The 19,561-nt window shown below is 70.7% G+C and carries 18 protein-coding genes; 8 read left to right on the forward strand and 10 right to left on the reverse strand.

From position 1 onward, the window contains the following. Positions 1-56: 56 nt before the first annotated feature. Complete coding sequence (locus QIT00_RS06180) at positions 57-1,103, forward strand: Lrp/AsnC family transcriptional regulator (protein ID WP_282534074.1); 1,047 nt, start codon at positions 57-59, stop codon at positions 1,101-1,103. Between the two features lie 31 nt (positions 1,104-1,134). Beyond that, positions 1,135-1,665, forward strand: coding sequence for a GNAT family N-acetyltransferase (locus QIT00_RS06185; protein WP_282534075.1), 531 nt, complete (start codon positions 1,135-1,137; stop codon positions 1,663-1,665). Positions 1,666-1,843: 178 nt separating this feature from the next. Here the strand turns inward: QIT00_RS06185 and QIT00_RS06190 are convergent, their stop codons facing one another. The 6 genes from QIT00_RS06190 to QIT00_RS06215 all read right to left on the reverse strand — a co-directional run bounded on the left by QIT00_RS06190 (position 1,844) and on the right by QIT00_RS06215 (position 9,529). Beyond that, the gene (locus QIT00_RS06190; RefSeq protein ID WP_282534076.1) at positions 1,844-5,221 is read right to left on the reverse strand and encodes a pyruvate carboxylase; all 3,378 of its coding nucleotides are present in this window, start codon (positions 5,219-5,221) and stop codon (positions 1,844-1,846) included. Positions 5,222-5,632: 411 nt separating this feature from the next. Then, positions 5,633-6,346, reverse strand: coding sequence for a hypothetical protein (locus QIT00_RS06195; RefSeq protein WP_282534077.1), 714 nt, complete (start codon positions 6,344-6,346; stop codon positions 5,633-5,635). 172 nt (positions 6,347-6,518) lie between these two features. Continuing rightward, positions 6,519-6,830 (reverse strand): hypothetical protein, encoded by a 312-nt coding sequence (locus QIT00_RS06200; RefSeq protein ID WP_282534078.1) that lies wholly within the window; start codon positions 6,828-6,830, stop codon positions 6,519-6,521. A 784-nt stretch (positions 6,831-7,614) separates the two neighbouring features. Then, positions 7,615-8,310, reverse strand: a complete 696-nt coding sequence (locus QIT00_RS06205; RefSeq protein WP_282534079.1) for an anti-sigma factor family protein — start codon at positions 8,308-8,310, stop codon at positions 7,615-7,617. Next, complete coding sequence (locus QIT00_RS06210) at positions 8,307-8,816, reverse strand: sigma-70 family RNA polymerase sigma factor (protein ID WP_282534080.1); 510 nt, start codon at positions 8,814-8,816, stop codon at positions 8,307-8,309. Before QIT00_RS06210 ends, QIT00_RS06205 begins: the two co-directional genes overlap by 4 nt. A gap of 119 nt (positions 8,817-8,935) precedes the next feature. Then, the gene (locus tag QIT00_RS06215) at positions 8,936-9,529 is read right to left on the reverse strand and encodes a helix-turn-helix domain-containing protein (protein ID WP_282534081.1); all 594 of its coding nucleotides are present in this window, start codon (positions 9,527-9,529) and stop codon (positions 8,936-8,938) included. A gap of 127 nt (positions 9,530-9,656) precedes the next feature. On the opposite strand from QIT00_RS06215, the gene QIT00_RS06220 reads away from it, so the two are divergent. The 6 genes from QIT00_RS06220 (at position 9,657) to QIT00_RS06245 (ending at position 15,846) form a co-directional block, all read left to right on the forward strand. Beyond that, a complete protein-coding gene (locus tag QIT00_RS06220; RefSeq protein WP_282534082.1) occupies positions 9,657-10,820 on the forward strand; it encodes an alanine racemase in 1,164 nt (387 codons plus the stop codon). A gap of 257 nt (positions 10,821-11,077) precedes the next feature. Next, positions 11,078-11,845 carry a GntR family transcriptional regulator gene (locus QIT00_RS06225; protein WP_282534083.1) on the forward strand — a complete coding sequence of 256 codons (768 nt, stop codon included), beginning with the start codon at positions 11,078-11,080 and terminating at the stop codon, positions 11,843-11,845. 354 nt (positions 11,846-12,199) lie between these two features. Further along, positions 12,200-12,994: a TauD/TfdA dioxygenase family protein gene (locus QIT00_RS06230; RefSeq protein WP_282534084.1), complete on the forward strand. Its 795-nt coding sequence runs from the start codon at positions 12,200-12,202 to the stop codon at positions 12,992-12,994. Between the two features lie 49 nt (positions 12,995-13,043). Then, positions 13,044-13,898, forward strand: coding sequence for an ABC transporter permease (locus tag QIT00_RS06235; protein WP_282534085.1), 855 nt, complete (start codon positions 13,044-13,046; stop codon positions 13,896-13,898). A gap of 43 nt (positions 13,899-13,941) precedes the next feature. Further along, positions 13,942-14,739 carry an ABC transporter ATP-binding protein gene (locus QIT00_RS06240; protein ID WP_282534086.1) on the forward strand — a complete coding sequence of 266 codons (798 nt, stop codon included), beginning with the start codon at positions 13,942-13,944 and terminating at the stop codon, positions 14,737-14,739. A gap of 114 nt (positions 14,740-14,853) precedes the next feature. Continuing rightward, positions 14,854-15,846 (forward strand): ABC transporter substrate-binding protein, encoded by a 993-nt coding sequence (locus QIT00_RS06245; RefSeq protein ID WP_282534087.1) that lies wholly within the window; start codon positions 14,854-14,856, stop codon positions 15,844-15,846. Positions 15,847-16,073: 227 nt separating this feature from the next. Here QIT00_RS06245 and QIT00_RS06250 read toward each other — a convergent pair whose 3' ends face one another. The 4 genes from QIT00_RS06250 to QIT00_RS06265 are packed head-to-tail and all read right to left on the reverse strand — an operon-like array spanning position 16,074 to position 19,553. Beyond that, complete coding sequence (locus QIT00_RS06250; RefSeq protein ID WP_282534088.1) at positions 16,074-17,708, reverse strand: 3-(methylthio)propionyl-CoA ligase; 1,635 nt, start codon at positions 17,706-17,708, stop codon at positions 16,074-16,076. Then, the gene (locus QIT00_RS06255; RefSeq protein WP_282534089.1) at positions 17,705-18,118 is read right to left on the reverse strand and encodes a hypothetical protein; all 414 of its coding nucleotides are present in this window, start codon (positions 18,116-18,118) and stop codon (positions 17,705-17,707) included. The genes QIT00_RS06250 and QIT00_RS06255 overlap by 4 nt, the downstream gene beginning before the upstream one ends. After that, a complete protein-coding gene (locus tag QIT00_RS06260; RefSeq protein ID WP_282534090.1) occupies positions 18,115-18,567 on the reverse strand; it encodes a hypothetical protein in 453 nt (150 codons plus the stop codon). Before QIT00_RS06260 ends, QIT00_RS06255 begins: the two co-directional genes overlap by 4 nt. Then, a complete protein-coding gene (locus QIT00_RS06265; RefSeq protein ID WP_282534091.1) occupies positions 18,564-19,553 on the reverse strand; it encodes a quinone oxidoreductase family protein in 990 nt (329 codons plus the stop codon). The genes QIT00_RS06260 and QIT00_RS06265 overlap by 4 nt, the downstream gene beginning before the upstream one ends. Positions 19,554-19,561: the final 8 nt, after the last annotated feature.

A 19,561-nucleotide genomic window follows, 5' to 3' on the forward strand; every position in this document is an offset into this window, starting at 1 on the left:
ACCGAGGCGTCACCGCAGCGCCGGTTGGGCGAGGAACCGCGGACAAGGGAGTGAAGGTGGGGGGAACGGCCCACGGCGGCGGCGACGGTTCAGCGGTCGCCGTCAGCGAGCTCGACCTCGCCCTCGTGAACGCCCTGCAACTGCGCCCGCGCGCCTCCTGGTCCGAGCTGGCGCCGCTGCTCGGTGTCACCGCGAGCACCCTGGCCCGCCGCTGGGAACGGCTCTGCGGCACCGGGCTCGCCTGGGTGTACGCGGTGCCGGGCCGTGAGTTCACCCGCAGCCGGTGCACCGCGTTCGTCCTGCTGCGCTGCGAGCCGGGCGCCCGCTCCGGGCTGGTCGAACGGCTCAGCGCGTACACGGAGGCCGCCACGATCGAGGTGACGGCACCCGGCACCGCCGACCTGTTCCTCGACGTCCTCGCCCCCGACCTGAACTCGCTCGGCCGTTTCGTCACGGAGACCCTCGACCGGCTGCCCGGCATCACGTCGGTCGCCTGCCTCTTCGCGACCTCGCTGTACGTCGAGGGAAGCCGCTGGCGGCTGCGTTCGCTCGACCCCGCCCAGCTCTCGGCGCTCGGCAACTCCGCGTCGACGGCGGCCGATCAGGTCCGCACGCTCGACCTGGACACCGTGGACCGCGCCCTTATCGACCCTCTCGTGCGCGACGGCCGGCTCAGCCTGGCCGAGCTCGCCGAGCGCACCGGCACCAGCCCCGCCACGGTCCGCCGCAGGCTGCGCCGCCTGACCGACGCGGGCGTGCTGGCCTTCCGCTGCGACGTGGCCGCCCCGCTGGCCGGCCATCCCGTGCCGGTGACGCTCCTCGCGCAGACCCCGGCGCGCGACATGGGCGCCGTCCACCGCACGCTCGCGGCCCTTCCCGAGTGCCGGCTCGTCGCGGGCGTCACGGGGCCGGCCAATGTCCTCGCCACCCTCTGGGTCCACGACATGGCCGACATCCAGCGCCGCGAGACGGCTCTCTGCTCCCGCCTGCCCACGCTGACGATCACGGATCGCATCGTCGGCCTGCACACGGTCAAGCGCATGGGCCACCTCCTGGACGCCGAGGGCCTGCGGACCGGGGTCCAGCCCATCTCGCCCTGGTGAACAGGCCCTGCCGGGCGCTAAGTTGCCCGCCATGCCCGGACTCGGATCGGCCGACTGGCCTCCTGCCCCCATACGAACCGAACGGCTCGCGCTCCGTGAGTCGGAGGCTCGCGACCGGACGGCGTTCATCGAGCTGTTCGCCTCGTCAGAGGTCCACGCCCACCTCGGCGGTCCCCGGTCGCGTGCCGAGCTGGAGCGCGTCGTACCTCTCGTGCCCGGGCGGCGGCCCGGGCTCTTCGTCGTGGAGCTCGACGGGGCGGTGATCGGCACGGTCACGCTCGACCGGCGCGCCCCGGAGCGTCCGGGGCATGTCCGTCCTGACGCAGGGGAAGCCGAGCTCGGCTTCCTGCTCCTGCCTCAGGCGTGGGGACACGGGTACGCCGCCGAGGCGTGCGCGGCCGTACTGGACTGGTGCGCCGAAGCGCTTCCCGACGAGCCCGTCGTGCTGTGCACCCGGACCGCCAACGACCCCGCGATGCGGCTCGCGCTGAGGCTGGGGTTCACCGAGGTGGCGCGGTTCGAGGAGTACGGCGCGGAGCAGTGGTTCGGCGTGCGGCGCTGATCGCCCTTCAGGCCTGGGCACGGCACGGCAGGCCTGAGCACGGCAGACCTCGGCACGGCAGACCTGGGCACGGCAGACCTGGGCACGGCAGACCTGGGCGGGCTTCGAGCCGTGCGGCTCGGAGCCCGCCTCCCGGTCGATGACGCGAACGGCCTTCAGGAAGGCGCCCGGGAAGGCGTCAGCGGATCTCAAGCAGCAGGTCTCCGCCCTCCACCTGCTGGATGGAGCCGATCGCCAGGCGGGCGACCTTGCCGCCGCGTTGGGCGGTGATCGTGGCCTCCATCTTCATGGCCTCGATCGTGGCGACGGTCTGTCCGGCCTCGACGGACGCCCCCTCTTCGACCTGCAGCGTGACGACACCGGCGAAGGGCGCGGCGACATGACCGTCGTTGCCGCGTTCGGCCTTCTCCGCGACCTTCACATCGGTCGCGATGGAGGTGTCGCGCACGGCGACGGGCCGGAGTTGGCCGTTGAGCGTGGCGAGGACGGTGCGGAAGCCGCGCTCGTCGGCCTCCGAGATGGCCTCCAGCTCGATCAGGAGGTTCACGCCCTGCTCCAGCGTGACGGTGTGCTCGATCTCGGGTTCGAGGCCGTAGAAGAAGTCCTTGGTGGAGAGCACCGAGGTGTCGCCGTACGTCTCGCGGTGGGCGTCGAACGCCTTGGTCGGGCCCGGGAAGAGCAGCCGGTTCAGGGTCGCGCGGCGGGCCTCGCGCAGGCCCTTCCTGTCCTCGTCGGAGAGGTGCGCTGCCTCGGCCTTCTCGGGGCGGCCTTCCAGGGCGCGGGTGCGGAAGGGCTCGGGCCAGCCGCCGGGCGGGTCGCCAAGTTCGCCGCGCAGGAAGCCGATCACCGAGTCCGGCAGGTCGAACTTCGCGGGGTCGGTCTCGAAGTCACGCGCTTCGACCCCGGCCCCCACCAGGTGCAGGGCGAGGTCGCCCACGACCTTGGAGGACGGGGTGACCTTCACGAGGCGGCCCAGCATCGCGTCGGCCGCGGCGTAGCAGTCCTCGATCAGCTCGAAGCGGTCGCCGAGCCCGAGCGCGATCGCCTGCTGGCGCAGGTTGGACAGCTGTCCACCGGGGATCTCGTGGTGGTAGACGCGTCCGGTGGGCGAGGCCAGGCCGGACTCGAAGGGGGCGTAGACCTTGCGTACGGCCTCCCAGTACGGCTCCAGGTCACCGACTGCCTGCAGGGAGAGGCCTGTTGCGCGGTCGGTGTGGTCGGTGGCGGCGACCAGGGCGGACAGGGAGGGCTGGCTGGTGGTGCCCGCCATGGACGCGACGGCCGCGTCGACGGCGTCGACCCCGGCGTCGACCGCTGCGATCAGTGTGGCCAGCTGGCCGCCCGCCGTGTCGTGGGTGTGCAGGTGCACGGGCAGGTCGAAGCGCTCCCGCAACGCGGTGACCAGCTTCCTGGCCGCCGGGGGACGCAGCAGCCCGGCCATGTCCTTGATCGCCAGGACGTGCGCCCCGGCCTCGACGATCTCCTCGGCGAGGCGCAGGTAGTAGTCCAAGGTGTAGAGCTGCTCACCGGGGTCGTTGAGGTCGCCGGTGTAGCAGAGGGCGACCTCGGCGACCGCGGTGCCCGTCGCGCGGACGGCGTCGATGGCCGGGCGCATCTGCGAGACGTCGTTGAGCGCGTCGAAGATGCGGAAGATGTCCATGCCGGTGGCGGCCGCCTCGGCGACGAACGCGTCGGTCACCTCGGTCGGGTACGGGGTGTAGCCGACGGTGTTGCGGCCGCGCAGCAGCATCTGGGTGCAGAGGTTCGGCGCCGCTTCACGCAGCAGGGCGAGCCGCTCCCACGGGTCCTCCGCGAGGAACCGCAGCGCCACGTCGTAGGTGGCGCCGCCCCAGCACTCCAGGCTGAGCAGCTCGGGCGCGGTGCGGGCGATGTGCGGGGCCACGGCGAGCAGGTCGCGGGTGCGTACGCGGGTGGCGAGGAGGGACTGGTGGGCGTCGCGGAACGTGGTGTCGGTGACCGCCACCGCGCGCTGCGCGCGCAGGTCCGCCGCGAACGCCTCGGGGCCGAGCTGGGCCAGCCGCTGCCGCGAACCGGACGGCGGCGCGGTGGTGAGGTCGGTGACGGGAAGTTTGTCGACGGGCTCGACGACGAGGGGCCGCAGTCCGTGCGGCTTGTTCACGGTGGTCTCGGCGAGGTGGTGCAGGATGCGGCTGCCCCGGTCGGCCGAGGGGCGGGCCCGCAGCAGCTCGGGCCGTTCGTCGATGAAGCTGGTGGTGACGTGCCCGGCCTGGAAGTCGGGGTCGTCGAGGACGGCGGCCAGGAACGGCAGGTTGGTCGACACCCCGCGGATGCGGAACTCGGCGATGGCACGGCGGGCCCGGCGGGCGGCGTTGGCGAAGTTGTGGCCGTGGCAGGTCAGTTTGACCAGCATCGAGTCGAAGTGGGCGCTGACCTGGGCGCCGGTGTGCACGGTGCCGCCGTCGAGCCGGACGCCGGGGCCGCCGGGTGAGCGGTACGCGGAGATGGTTCCGGTGTCGGGCCGGAAGCCGTTGGCGGGATCCTCGGTGGTGATGCGGCACTGCAGGGCCGCGCCGTTGAGAACGATGTCGTCCTGGGTGAGCCGGAGCTCGGGCAGGGTGGCTCCGGCGGCGATCCGCAACTGGGCGATCACCAGGTCCCGTCCGGTGACCTGCTCGGTCACCGTGTGCTCCACCTGGATCCGCGGGTTCATCTCGATGAAGACGTGGTTGCCGCGCTCGTCGACCAGGAACTCGACGGTGCCCGCGTTGACGTACCCGATGTGCCGGGCGAAGGCGACGGCGTCGGCGCAGATCCGCTCGCGCAGCCGCGGGTCGAGGTTCGGGGCGGGCGCGATCTCGACGACCTTCTGGTGCCGGCGCTGTACCGAGCAGTCCCGTTCGTAGAGGTGGACGACGTTGCCGTCCGCGTCGGCGAGGATCTGCACCTCGATGTGGCGCGGGTTCACCACGGCCTGCTCCAGGAAGACCGTGCCGTCGCCGAACGCGGACTCCGCCTCCCGGCTGGCCGCGACGATCGACTCGCGCAGTTCGTCCGGTCCGGCCACGCGCCGCATGCCCCGGCCTCCGCCGCCCGCGACGGCCTTGACGAACAGCGGGAAGTTCATGTCGTCGGCCGCCGCGAGCAGCGCCTCCACATCCGTGGTCGGCTCGGACGACGCCAGGACCGGCACACCGGCCTCGCGGGCCGCCGCGACCGCGCGTGACTTGTTGCCCGTCAGGTGCAGGACGTCCGCGGGCGGGCCGATGAAGGTGATGCCCGCCTCGGCGCACGCGGCGGCCAGGTGCGGGTTCTCGGAGAGGAAGCCGTAACCGGGATAGACGGCGTCCGCGCCCGCCTTGCGCGCGGCCTTGATCACCTCGTCGACCGACAGGTACGCCCGTACGGGATGGCCGCGCTCTCCCACGAGATACGACTCGTCGGCCTTCGCCCGGTGCAGTGAGTTGCGGTCCTCGTGCGGGAACACCGCCACCGTCGAGATCCCCAGCTCGAACGCTGCCCGGAACGCCCGGATCGCGATCTCTCCACGGTTGGCCACGAGCACTTTGGTGAACATCCGAATCCTCAACGTCAGGGGAAAGCACAGTGGTTGGGAAGTGCAGGAGCTTGCGTACCCGCCACCCGCCGCAGACAGCCCTGTCCGCACACGTGAGCATGGTCACCGGACGCGGTCGGCGCCGGTGAGGTCATCCTGACCCCTCGCGCGTGCCGACAGCGACCGGAGGCGAAAAACGGTCCCCTCTGTCAGGGCATCAACTTGCCGACCTGGTGCCGAGGTGGTGCGGACCTTCGCCCGCACGGACGGCGTCGCCGTGTGACGCGGGTGGTGGGTGAAGGCCCGCACCCTGGCACCCGGAGGGCTTCACCCCTCCGTGCGCCGGGCCCTCGCGGCGTCCGCCGCGGCGGTCCGACCGCGGCCCCCACCCTGTGCTTCGGCGGGGGCCGTCGGCCACGTGCTGGTGCGGGGTCAGGCCGCGGGTGCGCCGTTCAGACGGAAGCGGACCTTCTCGACCTTCGAGGCAACGCCCAGGGCCTTGAGGTCCTTTCCGTCGACGCGCCCGTCACCGTTCAGGTCCTTCACGACGTCCGGGGCGTCGTCGTACACCCCGTTGTGGTCGAGGTCGTCGACCACTGCGACGGTCAGGACGGTGTCGGCGTCCTTGCCCATGATGGAGTCGCCGACGATCCAGGTGTCCCACAGCCTGGTCGCGTCGGCGGACCGGTCGCTGATGCCCGTCACGTTGAACAGGTCGGCCAGGTTGGTGCCGGGGCCGGCGAACTTGCGGTCCGGGTCGTCGATCGTCGTGGAACCGAGGACGACCAGGCCGGGAAGGCGGTCGTCCTGACCCGGGGAGAACGTGCCGGGCAGCGGCGGCACGTTGTTGTGCCCGGCCGGGCCGGTGAGCTGTGCCCCGCTGAACCCGGCCCGGCGCAGTCCGTCGGGGCCGCCGGGGTAGGACACCTCCAGGTCCACGAACCAGCCCTTGCCCTCGGCTCCGGCGACATCGCCGTCGGCGGGGGCGAGCACCTCGACCTCGACGGGCCTGTCCTCGTTCGGCTCGCGCCCGGCCGCGGAGCCGGACTCGGGGGCGGCCACGGCGGCCGCGACCGCGGTGACCGCGGCGACCACCCCGGCGGTGGCGGCGGCGAACAGGGTGCGCTTGGACGGCTTGCGACGCATGTCTACTCCTCGTGTGCTGATGGGGTTACTGGATGTGCGGTCAGGGCTGTGCTGGGTGGGTGGGTGGCTGTTGGGAGCGATACGGAAGGGGCGGGGCGGTGGGGCGGCGGGGCCGCGATCCGGAAGGGGCGGGGCGGCGGAGCGGAGCGGCGGGGCGGGGCGGGGCGGGGCGTCAACAGGCGTCGTGCCCGTGCGCCTCCCGGTCTCCGTGGCCCGCGTGGCCCGCGTGGCCCGCGCGGTCTCCGTTTCCCGCGTCGGCGAACGTTCCGGTGGCGCGCGCGACGACCAGACGGTCGTCGTACACGCCGGTGAAGCGGGCGAAGACAAGGACCTGTGGTGCGGCGCCCTCGACGTCGGTGGTGAAGTCGACCAGCGGCACGCGATCGCCCTCCCGGCGGGCGTAGAGGATGTACGCGGTCGAGGGCTCAAGTGACGTTGCGGAGAGCTGGAGTTGGCCGAGTCCGTCGACGGGGCGTGCGGTCACCTCGACATCGGCGTCCCCCGGTGCGTCGACCGGGACGTCGTGGGTGGCGGCAGACAGGCCCTGGCGTCCGAGTCCGGCGTTCCCCGCGGGCGCGCCGACCGCGCCACGTACACCAGGGCCTGGGGATCCTGGCCGACGTCGAGGGACTTGGTCCGCCGTTTAGACCGGTCGGACGGGGAGACCGCCTCGGCCCCCCGGCAGCGCCGGAGCCTGGACCGGGGCTTTCGTGCGGCCTGCCGCGGGGGCCTGTCGGACGACCGCGGTGCTGTCGCACCGCCGCGGTCCGCCCACGCCATCCCGACCCCTCCCGCGACCAGGACCGCCGCGACCGCGGACGCCGCGGCCACGCTCCCGCGGAACTTCCTCGTTCCCACTGCGCCCTCCTCCGATGACCGGTTCCGGGGCGTGTACGCCGAGCGGCACCGTCCGGTTCACCGGACGACGGACAGATCTCGCGCCGCTTCGTTCCGGATGGGGTGACGTTGCGGATGGGGTGAGGGGAGGGTGAGCCGAGAGCCGTCCGCGCCTCGGGCCCCGGACTCTGGGCCCCGGGCTCCGGATCGAGGCGCGGGTCGTCCCGATTCCTCGGCCCGGGCTCCGGTCGTCAGGGCTCCGCGACGCGGGGGGGCAGCACGGGGACTCCGAGCCCGGGCGGGCCCCTGGCCTCGCGTCCGCTCCAGGCCGAGAACCGCCCGGTCCCCGAGAACCGCCCGGTCCCCGAGCCCCGGCCACGGAGTGCCCACGCTTCACACCGAGCAGCGCCCGCCCCACCCCGAGCCGACGTTCAGGACCGCATCTCCAGCAAGGGCTTGCCGTCGCGGGTGGCCACTCGGAGGGTCGCGACCTGGTCGCGCGGGATCGAGGAGGCGCCGCGCAGCCGGGCGCTGCCGTTCGGCGTGGACATCCAGACGGCGGCCTGCTCCCGGCGCCCGTCGCGGTCGACCACCCAGGCGACGAAGTGCTCGCCCGCCGGCAAGTCCTCGACATGCAGGGCGACTTCGGTGCCCCAGGCCCGCGCCTCCAGGCTGCCGTGCCCACTGGCGGGGCTGCCCGCGAGGGCGGTCAGCGGCTCGCCGTCACGCCCTGGCCCTGCGGGCGTGGCGCGGTCGTCGCTGGTGAGGCCGACGACGCCGACGGTGCCGCCGCCGATGACCAGGCCCGCTGCCGCCGCGGCGGCCGCCAGGGCCAGGCGCGATCGCCGACCCCAACGGCCGCGACGCCCGCCGGACCGCTCGGCGCGAGCCGTGGCGACCAGCCCCTCCCACGTGGACTGCGACGGCGGAACGGCCTCCGGCGGTGGCCCTCCTTGATGGAGCAGGCCGGGCAGGACCGCGTACGCGGACAGCTCCTCCCGGCAGGAGTCGCACCACGCCAGATGTGATTCGAGGCGCTCCCGGTCCGCCGCGCCCAGGCCGCCGAGCACGTAGGCCCCGAGCAGCGTGCGCAGCTCCTCGTGCTGCTGCCGACTCTGCTCCTTCACCGCACCACTCCCATTTCCTCCAGCACCGTCCGCAGCGACCGCACGGCGTAGTACGCACGGGACTTCACGGTCCCGGCGGGAATCCCGAGCTTCGCGGCGGCCTCGGCGACGCTGCGCCCCCCGTAGTACAGCTCGACGATCGTCGCACGGTGCTCGGGTGAGAGCCGGGTCAGCGCCTCGGTCACCAGCCAGCCGTCGAGCATCCGCTCCAGGTCGTCGGCGGCCGCCGCGGACTCGATCGCCTCGTCGTTCTGGACCAGGCGCGGCCTGCGCTGCTCGGCGCGCCACTGGTCGGTCAGGACGTTGCGCGCGACCGAGAACAGATAGGAGCGCGGATTGCCCTGGTGCGGGTCGATGGCGTCCAGATTCCGCCAGGCCCGCAGCAGCGTCTCCTGCACCACGTCCTCCGCGCGCTGCCGGTCGGGCACATAGCGCAGCACGAAGGCGTGCAGGACGCCCGCATGCTCGTCGTACAGCGCGCGCAGCAGCTGTTCATCCGCCGTCATGACCCACTTCCGCTCCGCCGTCCTCTGCTCACCACGGGTGGTGTACGACAGGTCGGCGCCCGCGGTTCACCGACTCGGGGCGACAGGACCCGGGGTGTGCCTCCAGCCGCGTGCTCGGGTCAGAAGTTCCGCGGGGTCTCCGACCAGACGCAGACGGCCGGGACATCGCCCGGATTGTGGTAGCGGTGCGGAGTGGTGGACTCGAAGCTGACGCAGTCGCCGGGTCGCAGGTGGTAGTGCGCTCCGTCGACCCAGTAGTCCAGCTCACCGCTCAGCAGGAGACCGACTTCTTCTCCCGTATGGGTGTGCGGGTGGTCGCCGGAGGAGGCTCCGGGCGCAACCTCCAGGATCATCATTTCCAGCCTGCCCGCCGGGCCGGGATTGAGGAGGCTGTAGGTGATCCCCTCCACTCCCGCCCGAGTGAGTTCCACCCGTTGATCGGGGCGCGTCAGTACGCGGCGTTCGCGGTCGACCGCTTGGAACAGGCGGCTGAGTGTGGTGCCGAGGGCTTCGACGATCGTGCGCAAGGTGTTGATGGTCGGACTGTTGACGTCACGTTCGACGTTGCTGAGGTAACTGCGGGACAAGCCCGTCTTCTCGGCGAGCTTCTCCAGGGTCAAGCCCCTGTCGAGACGTTCCCGGCGGAGGAGTCGGCCGATCCCGTCGTTGTGCGGGGGGCCCGATGCGGCGGAACGGGGTGGGTCAGCGGACACGGTCGCACCCTTCGTCCAGGAAACAGTACGCGGCGTCGATCATAGTGGTTGCCCGCGCCGTCCTGAATACCGTACGTTCCGTCTTGGATAGAGGTCACGCGCGACTGCTGTGGCCGATGGAGGAGCTATGAACCACGACGGCGCGACACCCACCGGCCTGCCTGCGCGTGAGCTGCCCGCACTCCGCCTCAACCTGCCGGCGCTGGAGCACAATGTGCGGCTCATGGCGGAGTGGTGCCGGAAGCGGCAGGTCGAACTGTGCCCGCACATCAAGACCACCATGACGCGCCCTGTCGTCGACCGGCAGATGGCCGCCGGCGCGTGGGGCGTCACGGTCGCCACCGTCAGGCAGGCGGGCATCGCCTTGGGCTGGGGGCCGCGTCGCCTCATCATCGCCAACCAGGTGATCCACCGCTCCGACCTCGCCGTCGTCCGGCGATGGCTCGAACAGGATCCCGAGCTCGAGCTGTACTGCTTCGTGGACTCGACGACAGGGCTGGACCTCGCACGGTCGGCCATGGAGGGCGTGCGCAATCCCCTGCGCGTCCTCATCGACGTCGGTGCGCAAGGAGGCCGAACCGGGGTACGGGAGGTCGCAGCGGCATACGAACTCGGCGTGGCCGCCGCCAAGGCATCGCCAGGACTGCTCCTGGCCGGAGTCGCGGGGTACGAAGGCATCCGGCCCAACCGCCGGGACGCCGCGACGACGGCGGACGTCGACGCCCACTGCCGGAGCGCGATCGAAGTCTTCCGAAAGCTGACACCGGCGTTCGAGACAGATCGGCCCCTCTTCAGCATGGGCGGCTCCGCCTTCCCGGACCGGGTGGTCCACTCTCTCCAAGGGCTCCCGGAGCGAGCTGACGGCCGGTCAGTGGTCCCCGTTCTGCGGTCGGGCTGCTACGTCACCCACGACCACGGCACGTACGAGCACGTCTCACCGCTGCCAGGGCTGAGGGCCGCGCTGACCGTCCGGGCGGTCGTACTCTCCACCCCTGAACCGGGACGGGCCGTCGTCGGCGCCGGGAAGCGTGAACTCCCCTATGACGCAGGACTGCCCGTCCTCGTCGGCGCCCACGACGCACAGGGAGCGCCGCGACCGGCAGCCGAGGCCACCGCGCGTCAGATCTTCGACCATCACCTGGTACTCACCGACACCCACGGCCTGCGCGTGGGCGACGAGGTCGACCTCGGCATCTCCCACCCGTGCTCGGCCTTCGACCGGTGGCCCGACATCGCCGTGGTCGACGACGAAGGCCACCTCCTGGACGTGTGGCATCCGCGATTCCGGTGACCCCGCCGGGTCCACTCGAACGACGACCGGTCAACCACGCGGCACGACAGCGCCGTTGCGGCACAGCCGACCAGCCCCGCGTCGCCCTCGACGCCGGCGAAGACAATGAGTCAGCCGAAGTCCGCGACGTCTACCGACCGACGGAGGACTCGCGCGCGGCCCGGTACTCTAGCGACCGCGCGGTCCCAGTACGGTAGCGGCCGCGCGGTCGGTGTTGGTCTTGGCCGGCGACACGGAGCGAGGAGGAGGGCCACGGCTTGGCACGCAAACGGACACAGGACCTTCCTGACCTGTCCGGGCTGCTCCTGCCCCGTGACCAACGGATGGCGGCCGTGGAGCAGTCGGTGCTCAGGCACCGCTCCAGCGCGCAGGTGGCGGTCTCCCTGCCCGAACAGATCGCCGCCCGGCTGGCCTGCGCCATCACCTTCGACCTCTTCCACGCCGGCCAGCGCCTGCTCGAACAGGACATCTGCAAGATTCTCGGCGTCAGCCGGGCGCCGGTCCGTGAAGCGCTGCGCATCCTCGAACGGGATCGGCTCATCGAGTTCCAGGCACGGCGGGGCGCGCTCGTCACCGCGCCGACAGCGGAGGAGATCCGCAACGTCTTCGACGTCCGGATCGCGTTGTACGGCATCCTCCTTCGGGAGGAGATGACCCGGGACCCGAAGCGGCTGCTCGCGGTACTCGACGCCCATATGCCCGCGGTCGAGAGGTCGGTCACCGAGTCCGCCGACGACTATGCGACGGCGACCTTCCTTCTCAACTCGTCGATCGCGGCGGCGGCCGGCAACCAGACCCTCGCGGACCTGCTGCAGTCCGTCTCCCTGCAAACGCTCCGGTATGTGCGCTTGGGATTGGCGCACCACCCCGGGAACATCTCCCGGTCCCTCGAGAGCTGGCACGCCCTTCACGCCGCGGTGTCGGCGGGCAAGCCCGCCCCAGTGGTGCGGATCGCCAAGGCACGTATCGAGCAAGTCCGCGACGCGGCGCTGGAAGCCCTCGAAGACACCGGCACATCGGACTGAACAGGTTCGCCCCGTCGGACTGAACGGGTTCGACGCATCGGGCTGACCGCAGCCCTCCCTTCCTCAGCGGTCACAACTCCCTTCCGTGACGCGGCCCTTGCGGGACCTCGTACGCCCCGACTCCTCGTACGCCCCGGCGCATGGAACCGGAGGGCGTTCGCCCCAGCGCGGTGACAGCTGTCGCACCTTCCTGTCGCGACGCGGTCCCGGCGCCCCTCGAACACGCCAACTCATCGCACTGAACCAGCTTCTACGCACAGGGTTGACAGCGATCACGCCGTCCTTATTCTTGTCGACATCAATCAGCTAACGGGGTTGAGACCGTCCCTGTCGACATCGATCGCGGAGGAAACCATGCCCCTCAAGATCACACCGCTCACCGGGTCGATCGGTGCGTCGGTCGAAGGGCTCCACCTGAGGGAGGACCTCGACGAAGCGACGCTCACCACGCTCAGGGAGGCGTTCCTGGAGTACTGCATGCTCGTGTTCCGGGGGCAGCACCTCGAGCCGCCGGCGCATGCGGAGTTCGCCCGCCACTGGGGAGAGCCGGTCGTCACAGCCATGCTCGACCAACTCCCGGGCGCTCCGGGCGTCGTCCAGATCACCGACGTCAAGAAGGAGACGACGGCCACCGAGGCCTGGCACTACGACGCCACCTTCGAGGCGGTCCCGCCGAAGATCTCGATCCTGTCGGCCGTCACCATTCCGGTGGGCGGCGACACTCTCTGGTCGAACCAGTACCTCGCCTTCGAGCGGCTCTCGCCCGATCTGCGGCGTGTCCTGGAGACCCTGCGCGTACGGTTCCGCGGCATCCGACTCGGCCGGATGATGGGCATTCCCGAGGCGGAGCAGCCCCAGGCGGTGCACCCCCTCGTCCGTACACACCCGGAGACCGGGCGCCAAGCCCTCTATGTCGGCCACCTCGAGAACAGCTGCATCGAGGGGTGGACCAAGGAGGAGAGCGACCCGCTCATGGAATTCCTGTACACCCAGTCCGTCACCCCGGACAACGTGTACCGGCACAGCTGGCAGCCCGGCGACCTCGTGATGTGGGACAACCGCTGCACGATGCACTACGCCGTCCACGACTACGGCGACCAGCCGCGGGCTCTCAACCGGATCACGCTCCACGGCGAGGTCCCGGCCTGAGCGATCGGGCGTCGTGACCCCTTGATGCTTTCCCCGAGACGGAGACTCCATGACCTCCAGCAAGACCAAGTCACCTGTTCCCAGGGGGGTAACCGAAGCCGCCGAAGGGCAAGGCCGCCGTTCGTCCGCTCCTCGCAGGCGTGGACGGCTCACCGTGCGCGCATGGCAGGTGATCCTGCTGCTCGTCTGGTTCGGCCTGTGGCACTGGACCACCAGCGCGAGCGTCTTGGACCCCGTTCTCTCCAAGACCCCTGAGCAGTCGTGGAACTACCTCACGACCGCGGCGGAGTCCGGGGAGTTGTGGTCCAACACCAAGGCGACGATGGCGGCGGTTCTGCTGGCCTGGGTCCTGGCGGGGATCGCCGGCGTCATCGCCGGGCTCGCGTTGGGCCTCCTGCCCACGACCGAGCGGATCCTCACGCCTTACCTGGAAGCCATGAACTCCATGCCGCGCATCGCCCTGGCACCGCTGTTCATCGTGGCGTTCGGCATCGGGCTGTGGGCCAAGGTCGCCCTCGCCTCCACCCTCGTCTTCTTCATTGTCATGTCCGGGGCACGAGCGGGCGTGCGGTCCGCCGATGCGGAGTGGCTCCGACTGTCGGCGGTGCTCGGCGTCAACAGCTTCCAGCTGTTCACGAAGATCTTCGTCCCTGTCGCGACGCCGGCCATTTTCGCGTCCCTGCGTCTCGGCCTCATCTACTCATTGCTCGGTGTCGTGGGATCCGAGCTGATCTCCGCCGAGAACGGTCTGGGCCAACTGATCGCGAACTACTCCAACATCTTTCAGATGGAAGCGGTGTACGCGATCCTCATCCTGCTGGCCTTGATCGCCGTCATTCTCAACCAACTCATGGGTGCCGTCGAGGCACGGCTGCTCAGTTGGCAGCCCCCGGAAGAGCGGTGAACGTATGCCAGCCCGAGCGCACACATCCGAGACAGATCCCGCGATGACTGACCCGCCGGCAGTGCAGTGCGGCGCGAGCCCAGCCGACGCGGTGACGTTCGACAACGTGACCGTCGCCTTCCCGGACGGCGACGGCGGACTCCGTACGATCCTCGAGGAACTCGACCTGACGATACCCGCGGGGCAGTTCCTGGCCGTCGTCGGCCGGAGCGGCTGCGGCAAGACGACCATGCTCAACATGGCGGCCGGTCTCGTCGAAACCTCCGGCGGCGCGGTGACGGTCCTGGGGTCCACTCCCAAGTCCGCCCGCAAGCGGATGGGTTTCATGCTCGCTCGCGATGCCCTGCTCCCCTGGCGCACGGCGGCGGGCAACGTCCAATACGGCCTGGAATTGCGGGGGTTGAAGCCCGCCGCCGCACGCAAGGAGGTCGCTTCCCACTGGCTCTCGACCGTCCACCTCGCCGACCATGAGAAGCATTTCCCCTGGCAGCTCTCCCAGGGGATGCGGCAGCGGGTCGCACTGGCCCGAACCTGGGCTCTCGACCCGGAACTGCTCCTCATGGACGAGCCGTTCGCCGCGCTGGACGTCAACACGCGGCGTTCGGCGCAGAACGAGTTCCTCGACCTGTGGCAGCGGGAGGAACACCGCACGGTCATGTTCGTCACGCACGATCTCGGCGAGGCCGTCGCACTCGCCGATCGCGTCGTGCTCATGGGAGAGGGCGGCGTCCTCGACGACGTCATGGTCGACATCGAGCGGCCCCGGGACCTGACACACATCGCGATGGACTCCACGTACCAGGACATCCTCGAGCGGCTCCGTGTTCACCTGCGCCGGTGAACCCCGGCGGCGCACGCGACCGATCCGCCGTCACCTTCTCGCGGTCCACACACCACCGAACAGCAGAAGTGCGGTCCACACACCACCGAACAGCAGAAGTAGAGGAGGCCCAGGATGAACAAGGCCAGTAAGCCGGCTGCGGCCGGGCTCGGTCTCGCACTCGTAGCGCTGACTGCCTGCTCCGGTGGCAGCCAGGGCGCCTCCGGTGACCAAGGCACGGCCAACGGTACGAAGGTCACCCTCGGCAGCTTCAAGCAGAACTCCATCACCTTCCCCGCGATCATCGCCGACGAGCAGGGCTTCTTCGAGAAGGAGGGGCTGAACGTCCAACCCTCGATCGCGAAGTCGGGCCCTGAGCTCGCGGCGCAGCTCATCGGCGGATCGACGCAGATCACGGCCGTGAGCCCGGACAACATCATCCCGTCGATCAAGCAGGGTCAGCCGATCACGCTGCTGCCGCCCTACGGCAGGATGGACATGCAGTTCATCGCCCCCAAGTCCAGCGGGATCACGGACGTGAAGGACCTGGACGGCAAGCGGATCGGCGTCCTCTCACGCGGGTCCGCGACGGAGAAATACGCGCGAGCGATCTTCAAGGAGAGGGGGGTGGACCCCGGCTCCGTCACCTTCGTGGCCGTCGGCGGGGTCGTCACGATGGAGCCCGCCCTGCGGAACGGCAAGGTCGATGCCGTGATCGGCTCGACGTCCAGTTACATCACCATGGCTTCGCACGGGCTTGACCTCGTGCCGTTCTCGGACGCTCTCGACGGCGAAGCCGGTGAGCTCAGCCGGGACGGCCTTCAGGTCCTCTGGGCGACCACGAAGGACTTCAAAGCGCAGAACCCCGGCACCGTCGACAAGTTCTGCAGGGCGCTCGACTCCGCAGTGAAGTGGATCAACGACGGCGCGAACCGGGACGCCGGGGTGAAGTCGCTGTCGAAGCTGCTCGGGCTGGAGCCGGATGCCGCCGGCCGGCTCTGGGACAAGGTCCACAAGTCGTTCGTCACGTCGACCGACGCCGCCGCCTGGAAGACGAATGTGGCGTTCTCCGCCGGGACGCCGAACGCCGTGCCGTTCAGCGCGGTCGACAACGGCTGCGGGCGGTGAGGACCGGCACGAACTCCTCCTCCACGCCCAGTCGTTCAGGCCCCGCCCCGACCGACGCCACCGCGAACACCTGGGTGGCGAAGGCCGGGGCGGGGCCCTTCGCGGTGTGGGGTGGTGTGCCTGCGCACGAAAGCGACGAAGCCGCCGTCGAACGACCCCCCGCCGGCCGGTCAGGCCTTGGTTCGGGGGCCGCTCGACAGCGGCTTCGGTGAGGGAAACGCCCCCGGTCAGTCCTTGATGAGGTGCTCCTGATACTGCTCCCGCAAGGCCGACTTGAGGATCTTGCCCGTCGCCCCCACGGGCAAGCTGTCGACGAAGACAGCGTCGTCGGGGACACACCACTTGGCGATCTTGCCGGTGAACGACCCGAGGAGTTCCTTCGCCGTCAGCGCGGAGCCCGGTCGCGGGACGGCCACGAGGATCGGGCGCTCATCCCACTTCGCGTGCCTGACGCCGATGCAGGCGGCCGTCTCGACCTCGGGGTGGTCCATGGCAAGGTTCTCGATCTCGATCGAACTGATCCACTCCCCACCGGACTTGATGAGGTCCTTGCTCCGGTCCGTGATCTGCATGAACCCTTCGGGATCCATGGTCGCGACGTCGCCGGTCGGGAACCAGCCGTCGACGAGGGGGCTCGGGCGGCCCGGGGGGTAGTACCCGCTGGTGACCCAGTGCCCCCGCACCATGAGGTGGCCCGACGTCCGGCCGTCCCACGGCAGTTCGGCGCCCTCGTCGTCGATGATCTTCAGGTCGATGCCGAACAGGGTGCGGCCCTGCTTCGCCAGCACGGCCTCCTGGGCCTCGCGGTCGAGTCCGTCGTGACAGAGCTTGAGCACGGACGCGGCGCCCAAGGGGCTCGTCTCCGTCATCCCCCAGCCGTGGATGACCCGAACCCCATGGGCATCCCGCAGCTCACGGAGCATCCAGGCGGGGCAGGCGGCGCCTCCGATGACGGCCCGCTGGAGGCTGTCGAGAGTGACGCCGTGGGCGCGGGCGTGGTCCAACTGCCCCTGCCAGACCGTGGGGACGCTCCCGGAGACCGTGACGCCCTCGGCCTCCTGGAGCGCGGTGAGGGCCGCGCCGCTCAAGTCCTTGCCGGGCAGCACGAGTTTCGCCCCGGTGAGGCACGCGGCGTACGGGATGCCCCACGCGTTGACGTGGAACATCGGCACGACGGGCATGACGACGTCGCGTGCCGAGAGGCCCATCGAGTCGGGGAGGGCGACGCCGTACGAGTGCAGCACGGTCGACCGGTGCGCATACAGCACCCCCTTCGGGTGGCCGGTCGTGCCGCTCGTGTAGCACAGCGAGGCGGCCTGCTGCTCGTCGAAGGTCGGCCACGTGTAGTCGCCGTCCTGCGCCGCCACGAGGTCCTCGTACGCGACGACTTCGACGGCGTCGTCGGCGGGCCACGCGGCTGCCAGGTGCTCGGCGTCGCTCAGCAGGACGAACTGGCGCACGCGCGGCACGCGCGGGGCGATCTGCCGGATGAGGTCGACGAAGGTGAGGTCGAAGAAGAGGACGGAGTCGTCGGCGTTGTTGATGATCCAGACGAGCTGGTCCGGGTGCAGACGCGGGTTGAGCGTGTGCAGCACCGACCCGGCACCCGAGACGCCGTAGTACAGCTCCAGATGGCGGTGGCCGTTCCAGGCGAGCGTGGCGACGCGGTCGCCACGTCCGACGCCCAGGGCTTGGACGGCCTGGGCGACCTGGCGGCTGCGGTGGGCGAGGTCGCGGAAGGTGTACCGGTGTACGTCGCCCTCGCAACGGGCCGAGACGACCTCGGTGTTCGCGTGGTGGCGTTCGGCGTGCGTGAGGAGGGAGGAGACGAGGAGCTGCTGGTGCATCATCAGGCCGTTCACCGGGCCTCCTGAAGTGAGTCGGCGGAGTGGGTGGAGCCCATGGCTTCGATGGCGTCGACGGCTCGCAGGCGCATGGCGGCGAGCAGATCCAGGGCGCGGTGTCCGGCGGCGGATCCGCCGGGAACGTCACCGCGGACGTGGAGGGGACGCAGATCCTCGATCTCCTGAAGGGCGCCGACGAGGCCGGGCTCGGCGACCGCGTACTTGCGGACCGTGTTGACCACGAGCATCGAGCAGTGGACGACGTCCTCGTCCTCACCGGCGACACGGTCCGCGTGCAGGGCGGCGTTGAGCCAGTGCGTGCCGGCGAGCATCGCGGCCTCGATGGCCATCTCGTGGTCGTCCGGGCCGAGTTGTGCGAGCGAGCGTCCGATGTTCGAGGCGAGCTCGACGTGGCGTTCGATGTTCATGCTGCCGCCTTCAGGCGTCGGGCCACCACCGTGGTCACGACCGCGAAGGCGTCGTCGCACTCGGCCACGATGCCGGCGTCGGGCCGTCGGTCTCCGCGCAGGCACGGGTCGCGGAATTCCTCGATGCGGTGGATGGCGTGCTCCAGGCGGACGATGTCGTCGGGCTTGTCACCGTCCACGGGGGGCCAGCCGACGTGGCTGACGTCGCCGAGCGCGCGCAGCTCGCGGTGCCAGGAGCCGTCGGCGTCCGGGACCACGTACATGCCCGGAATCGTCGAGAAGGCGGCCTCCGCGACCGTGAGCCCGGCGTCGTGGACGCAGGCGTTGTAGGCGTTGGTGCACGCCGTCAGCGTCGTCCAGTACCAGAGCTCGAAGTCCTCGATCGGGTCGAGGTGTTGGCGCAGGGCCACGAGGCGGTCGAGCTTGTCGCGGTGGCCGGCGACGTTCACCGGTCACCGGCCGAGGAGGTCGTGAGCAGCGCGATCTTGCCGGTGTGCGCGCTCTTCGCCATGTGGTCGTAGGCCGCGCCGACGTCCTCCATGGGGAACGCGCGGTCCACGACCGGCACGACGACCCGGCGCTCCCAGAGGTCGTACAGGTCGCGCTCGGCCGCTCGGATGCAGGCGAGGCGCTCCTCCTCGGTCCGGGTCTGGAAGGTGACGCCGATGAGGCTCAGCCGCTTGCGCCACAGCTTGGTCAGGTCGATCTCGGCGCGGGCCGAGCCCATCCGGCCCACCTGCACGAGGCGTCCCTTGACGGCCAGCGAGGTCAGGTTGTCGTCGAACACCGTGCCCCCGACGGAGTCGACGATGACATCGACGCCCCGGTGGTCGGTGAGGTCCGCGACGGCGGACACCTGGTCCTGCGAGGACACGTCGATGACGTGATGGGCCCCTTGGTCGAGCAGGGTCTTGACCTTGGACACCGAGGTGGTCGTCGCGATGACCGTGCCGGCGCCGAGCGCCCGCGCGATCTGGGTGGCCGCGAGTCCGACGCCACCCGTCGCGGCATTGACGAGGACGGCCTCGCCGGGTGCCATGCGGCCGTTGGTGACGAGCGCGTCGTGAGCCGTCATAGAGACGTTGAGGAAGGACCCGGCCTCTGCCCAGGTGCTGCTCGGCGGCTTGCGGACCAGGGCGCCCGCGGCGACCACGACGAGCTCGGCCTGGGTGCCGGTGCCGTGCGCGACGACGGCGTCACCGGGCGTCCACCCGGTGACCCCCTCCCCCAACGCCTCGATCTCCCCGGCCAGTTCGACCCCGACGGGCACCAGGTCACCGTCCTTGACCCGGCCGGCCTGGAGCAGTTCCCCGCGGTTGAGACCCGACGCCCGTACGCGGACGAGGACTTGCCCGGGACCGGGAGTCGGCGCGGGCGCCTCGACGACCACCGGAACACCGCCGTCGGGGGTGGGACGGATCCGTACAGCACGCATCGATCAAA

Source organism: Streptomyces luteolus, from assembly GCF_029968015.1.
Lineage (GTDB): Bacteria > Actinomycetota > Actinomycetes > Streptomycetales > Streptomycetaceae > Streptomyces > Streptomyces luteolus.